The following is a 5,799-nucleotide window of genomic DNA, read 5'->3' on the forward strand; positions in this document are numbered from 1 at the left end:
GAGCTGTCCACCTATTTTCGTATCAATGCCCGCGACACCGGCCAGTTCGAGCGTACCTTGATCATTGCCGAAGAGGGTGCCAGCGTCAGCTACCTTGAAGGCTGTACGGCACCCATGCGCGACGAAAACCAGTTGCACGCCGCCGTGGTCGAACTGATTGCCCTGGACGATGCCAAGATCAAATACTCTACCGTGCAAAACTGGTACCCGGGTGACAAAGACGGCAAGGGCGGTATTTATAACTTCGTGACCAAGCGCGGCGACTGTCGCGGTGCGCGCTCGCGCATTTCGTGGACTCAGGTGGAAACCGGTTCGGCCATTACCTGGAAGTATCCCAGCGTCATCTTGCGGGGCGACGATTCTGTGGGCGAGTTCTACTCTGTGGCGCTGAGCAACCACCGTCAGCAAGCCGATACCGGTACCAAAATGATCCATATGGGGCGCAATACATCCAGCACCATCATCTCAAAGGGCATATCGGCGGGCCATGGCAGCAATACGTATCGGGGGCTGGTCCGCATTACGCCCAAGGCCGAGAACGCTCGCAACTACACCCAGTGTGATTCCTTGCTGATCGGCAAGGAATGTGCGGCGCACACCTTTCCCACCATCGAGGCGCAGAACCCGTCGGCTCACATCGAGCACGAGGCGACCACCTCGCGGGTCGGAGAAGACCAGCTTTTTTACGCAATGCAGCGCGGCCTGTCAGCCGAAGACGCTGTGTCCATGATCGTGAACGGTTTCTGCAAAGAGGTCTTCAAAGAGCTTCCCATGGAATTTGCGGTCGAAGCACAAAAATTGTTGGGCGTCAGCCTTGAAGGCAGCGTCGGTTAAGGAGAGCACCAAAATGTTGGAAATCAAGAATCTACACGTGAAGGTCGGCGAAAAACAGATACTGCGAGGCCTCGATCTTTCCGTCAAGGACGGCGAAGTGCACGCCGTCATGGGGCCCAACGGATCCGGGAAAAGCACGCTGGCCCAGGTGCTTGCCGGGCGCGAAAGCTTCCAGGTTCAACAGGGCTCCGTCACTTGGGACGGCAAAGACCTGCTCGATATGCCCATCGAAGAGCGTGCCCGCGACGGCTTGTTCATGGCGTTTCAGTACCCGATCGAAATTCCCGGTGTTTCAAACGCCTATTTCATCAGAGCCGCAGTCAATGCAGTACGGCGACATCGCGGCGAGAAAGAACTCGATGCGATGGATTTCCTGAAGCTCATCAAAGCCGAAATGAAAACCGTACGCATGAAAGAAGAGTTTCTTTACCGCTCCGTCAACGAGGGTTTCTCGGGCGGCGAGAAAAAACGAAACGAGGTTTTGCAAATGTCCTTGTTGCAGCCACGCCTGGCCGTACTGGACGAAACCGACTCCGGCCTGGATATCGACGCATTGCGCATCGTGGCCGAAGGGGTGAACCGCTTGCGTTCGCCAGACCGGTCCTTGATCGTCATCACTCACTACCAGCGTCTTCTTGATTACATCGTGCCCGACTACGTTCATGTGCTGTCAGGTGGCCGCATCGTCCGGTCCGGCGGGCGCGAGCTAGCGGTCGAGCTTGAAGAGCGCGGTTATGGCTGGATTCAGAAAGAAGCCGCGCAAGGTAAGGAGGCCGGCGCATGAGTGAGCATTTGCAGTCGTGGTTTGACCTGGCGCAAGCACAGGCGCCGCAGTTGCCCGGCGCGAAGGTGCCCTGGTTGTCCGGGCTGCGCCGCAATGCCCTTGAACGCTTCATGACCGAGGGATGGCCCACGACCAGGCACCCCGACTGGCGTCATACTTCGTTGGGGTTCATGCAGCAGCATCAGTTCACCGGAACGGTCGGCGGCGCCTCCACGTTCAGCTTGAATGCTTACGCTCAGGGTCAGGGTGGGCACTGGATGGTCTTCGTCGACGGACGGTTTGCCGCAGGCTTGTCACGTATTGCCGACCTGCCTGCGGGCGTTTGCATTGCGCCCCTGGCACAGGTCATGGCGGGCGACCCCGAACGGCTCGAACAGGTGTTGGGCCAAGCCGATCAGGGCGGCTCGCCGCAGGCGCTGAACCTTGCCATGGCGGCCGACGGCGTGTTTCTGGAAATAACCGCAGGGGTGTCGCTGCCCGAGCCATTGCATGTGGTTCATGTCGCGTCCAGCCCCCTGGCGGCGAGCTTTCCGCGTCATGTGGCGTTATTGGGGCAGGGCGCGCAAGCGGTGCTGGTTGAACATTACGTGGGAACGTCCGAATCGGCCACACTGACCAACGCCTCGTTGCTTGGCTACGTCCAGCGCGACGCCCGGCTTACGCACCTGAAGCTGCAACAAGAACACCAGCAGGCTTTTCATTTGGCCAGCATCGATATCCAGCAAGAACAGGGCTCGACGTACGAGTCGCATTCGCTGTCTTTTGGGGCGCGTCTGGCGCGTAACGATATTTCCACCCGATTTAACGGGCCGCGTTGCCACACCTTGCTCAATGGCTTGTTCTATGCCGATGGACGCAGGCACGTCGACCATCACACCCGTATCGACCATGCCCAGCCCGACAGCACCAGCCAGGAACATTACCGCGGTATTTTGGCCGACTCCGCGCAGGGCGTGTTTACCGGGCGCATTCAGGTCAGGCCTGGTGCCGACGGCACAGATGCGGTGCAGCGCTCGGACAACCTTTTATTGTCTCGTACCGCGCGTGTCACCACCCAACCCGAACTCGAGATCTACGCTGACGACGTCAAGTGCGCCCACGGCGCAACGGTGGGGCAGATCGAAGAAGAAAGTCTGTTCTATTTGCGTTCACGTGGGCTCTCAGAGGCGCATGCCCAGGGTGTCATGACCTACGCTTTTGCGGCTCAGGCAGTCAAGCGTATCGGACTCGAACCTATGCGTCGGCGAATTGCCTCGACAGTCCAAGGCCTGCTTCCGGGCGGTCACTTGCTCGGAGAAATCTCATGAATGCGCCTCGTTCCATGCCGCTTGCCGACGTTGCATTGAACCTGGCGGGCGATTTCCCCATTCTGGCTCGTCCGGTTCATGGCAAACCGTTGGTCTATCTTGATAACGGCGCCACGACACAAAAGCCGCAATCGGTCATTCAGGCCGAAGTGCAGTTTTACGAGCAATCGAATGCCAACATTCATCGCGGTGTGCACTGGCTGTCTCAACACGCCACCGACCTGTATGAAGCCGGTCGGAAAACGGTAAAGGAGTTTCTGAATGCCAAGCACAATGAAGAAATCATCTTTACCCGAGGCACCACTGAATCCATTAATCTGCTTGCCCAAAGCTGGGGCCGAGCCAATATCAAGACGGGCGACGAAATCCTTATCACGGGTATGGAGCACCATTCCAATATTGTGCCGTGGCAGATGCTGTGCAAGGAAACCGGCGCACAACTCAAGGTTGCACCCATTAACGAGCGCGGTGAACTGATCATGGATCAGTATGCAGCCTTGCTTGGCCCGCGTACGCGCCTGGTGTGTGTTGCCCATGTGTCCAATGCGCTCGGCACCGTCAATCCCATTCAAGCGATCGCGCATCTGGCTCATGAGGCCGGTGCGCTGATACTGGTGGACGGTGCGCAGGCGGTGGCACATCAGAACGTCGATGTTCGCTCGCTGGGCTGCGATTTCTACGCTTTCTCGGCGCATAAGCTGTATGGTCCGACCGGCATAGGCGTGTTGTACGGCCGACTCGATTTGCTTCAGGCCATGCCGCCCTGGCAGGGCGGTGGCGACATGATTCATACCGTTCGGTTCGAAGAAAGCACCTACGCTGATGCGCCGCAGCGGTTCGAGGCGGGCACCCCCAATATCGCCGGGGTAATCGGCATGGCCGCGGCCATCGATTATGTACAGGGTGTGGGGCTGGACCGCATCGCTGCGCACGAGCAATGGTTGCTTGACCTGGCCACCGAGCAGGTGTCGGCGTTGCCCGGGGTCAGGCTGATCGGAACCGCGGCAGAAAAGGCGGGAATATTATCTTTTGTTATCAAGGGCATACATCCGCACGACCTGGGCACCATCCTGGACTCCGAAGGCGTTGCCATCCGTGCAGGTCATCATTGCGCCATGCCCATCATGACGCAGTTCGGCATTCCGGGTACGGCGCGCGCGTCGTTCGCCTTATATAACGGGCCCGACGACGTCGCCGCGCTGGTGGCAGGGGTGCGCAAGGCGCAGGCCTTGTTCGGCATTACGGAGGTCTCATGAGCGACATGCAACCCGATCTTCGCGAGCTTTACCAGGAAGTCATTTTTGACCACAACCGCAGCCCGCGTAATTACCATGGCATGGAGCGACCCAGCCATGTGGCGCAAGGGCACAACCCGCTGTGCGGCGACGAGCTGACCGTCTATGTACGGGTAGAAGACGGCGTGGTGGCCGAAGCCAGCTTTCTGGGGCAGGGCTGCGCCATTTCAACCGCATCGGCGTCACTGATGACAGAAGCCGTGCAGGGCATGTCGGTCAACGAGGCAGAGTCCCTGTTTCGCGATTTCCACACCATGCTTACCGACAGCCAGCCCGAAGACCGTGATTTCGGCAAGCTGCAGGTCTTGTCCGGCGTCAAAGAGTTTCCTGTGCGAGTCAAGTGCGCCACGCTGGCCTGGCACACCCTGCATAACGCCCTGGCCGGCGTGGCGGACAAGGCCAAAACCGAGTAAGGCGACACTTATGTATCACAATCAACGACCCAACGAAGTCATCGTCAGTCGCGATTGCCCGGCGGTATCGGTGCCTTTCGGCGAACCCGTTACCATTCAAGAGGGCTGTAAAGCGCAGATCACCCAGCAACTGGGGGGCAGTTACACCGTCTATGTAGAGGGCAATCTGTATCGTATCGAAGGACGTGATGCCGACGCCCTGGGTCTTGAGCCGATCGAGGCGCCTTCTGTGCCGGCTGCCACGGGCCCCGTTACCGCTGAGTCCATCGAGGCGTCGGCGCTGGAACTGCTCGCAACCTGCTATGACCCCGAAATACCGGTCGACATCGTCAATCTGGGGCTGGTGTATCGCTGCGAAGTCGTTCCCACTGCAGATCCCGATAAGTTTCGTATCGAGGTCGACATGACGCTTACCGCTCCCGGTTGCGGCATGGGCACCTTTATTGCTGACGAGGCCCGCGCCAAGCTCCTGTCCATCGCGGGGGTCGACGACGTTAGTGTGGATCTCGTCTGGGATCCGCCCTGGAGCCGAGAAATGATCAGCGAGCACGCCAAGCTTGAGCTAGGCCTGATGTAGCGTCAATCCCCTTGCCACTTTGGCTGATCAGGCAGATAATTAATTACCTGCTGTCATTCCTTTTACATGTAAGCCGGCTATAGTCTCGCGGTTTGCTAAGGAATTCGGTACAGGAAGGTGGCATTGTGAGAGGCGGCATCTATGTCTATACATAGGGTTTTGGTTCAACCCGAGGTATTCGCGGACCCGCGCAGCGATATGGCTCGGCGCGACTGTCTTGCCGAAATACTGCATAAGCGCAGCCTTATTCCCGTCTTCCAGCCCATCATCGATTTGCGCTTGGGTGGCCTTATCGGTTACGAAGGCCTTATTCGGGGGCCGTTGCATGGGCCCTTGCACATGCCGGTGGATCTGTTTCGCGTTGCGGCCGAAACCGGTCGTACCACCGAACTTGAGATTTTATGTTGCCAGATTCTGGCGGCGCAGTTTGTCGCACTCAGCCTGCCCGGCAAGCTGTTCCTTAACATCAGCCCCGCTTCATTGTCTTCCCGAGCCCATGAGGCCGACCTGAAGGACGACCTGGCCCGGTACGGGCTCGCGCCGAGCGATATTGTGTTCGAGCTGACCGAGCATTCGGCACTGGACTCTG

General features: G+C 58.7%; 7 protein-coding genes. All 7 read left to right on the top strand.

Annotation, left to right across the window (positions count from 1 at the left end; all coding sequences use genetic code 11):
• Window positions 1-834: Fe-S cluster assembly protein SufB (gene sufB, locus VL003_RS02810; protein WP_325439362.1), on the top strand; the 834-nt coding region annotated here is incomplete at its 5' end.
• Window positions 835-847: 13 nt separating this feature from the next.
• Complete coding sequence (sufC, locus tag VL003_RS02815) at window positions 848-1,618, top strand: Fe-S cluster assembly ATPase SufC (protein ID WP_325439364.1); 771 nt, start codon at window positions 848-850, stop codon at window positions 1,616-1,618.
• Window positions 1,615-2,925, top strand: coding sequence for a Fe-S cluster assembly protein SufD (gene sufD / locus VL003_RS02820; protein WP_325439365.1), 1,311 nt, complete (start codon window positions 1,615-1,617; stop codon window positions 2,923-2,925). Before sufC ends, sufD begins: the two co-directional genes overlap by 4 nt.
• Window positions 2,922-4,181, top strand: coding sequence for an aminotransferase class V-fold PLP-dependent enzyme (locus VL003_RS02825; RefSeq protein ID WP_325439368.1), 1,260 nt, complete (start codon window positions 2,922-2,924; stop codon window positions 4,179-4,181). Before sufD ends, VL003_RS02825 begins: the two co-directional genes overlap by 4 nt.
• The gene (sufU, locus tag VL003_RS02830) at window positions 4,178-4,633 is read left to right on the top strand and encodes a Fe-S cluster assembly sulfur transfer protein SufU (RefSeq protein WP_325439370.1); all 456 of its coding nucleotides are present in this window, start codon (window positions 4,178-4,180) and stop codon (window positions 4,631-4,633) included. The genes VL003_RS02825 and sufU overlap by 4 nt, the downstream gene beginning before the upstream one ends.
• A gap of 10 nt (window positions 4,634-4,643) precedes the next feature.
• A complete protein-coding gene (gene sufT / locus VL003_RS02835; protein WP_325439372.1) occupies window positions 4,644-5,210 on the top strand; it encodes a putative Fe-S cluster assembly protein SufT in 567 nt (188 codons plus the stop codon).
• A gap of 141 nt (window positions 5,211-5,351) precedes the next feature.
• The coding region (locus VL003_RS02840) for an EAL domain-containing protein (protein ID WP_325439374.1) at window positions 5,352-5,799 on the top strand (448 nt) is incomplete at its 3' end.

The organism is Pusillimonas sp. (assembly GCF_035515275.1).
In the GTDB taxonomy this organism is placed as follows: domain Bacteria; phylum Pseudomonadota; class Gammaproteobacteria; order Burkholderiales; family Burkholderiaceae_B; genus Pusillimonas.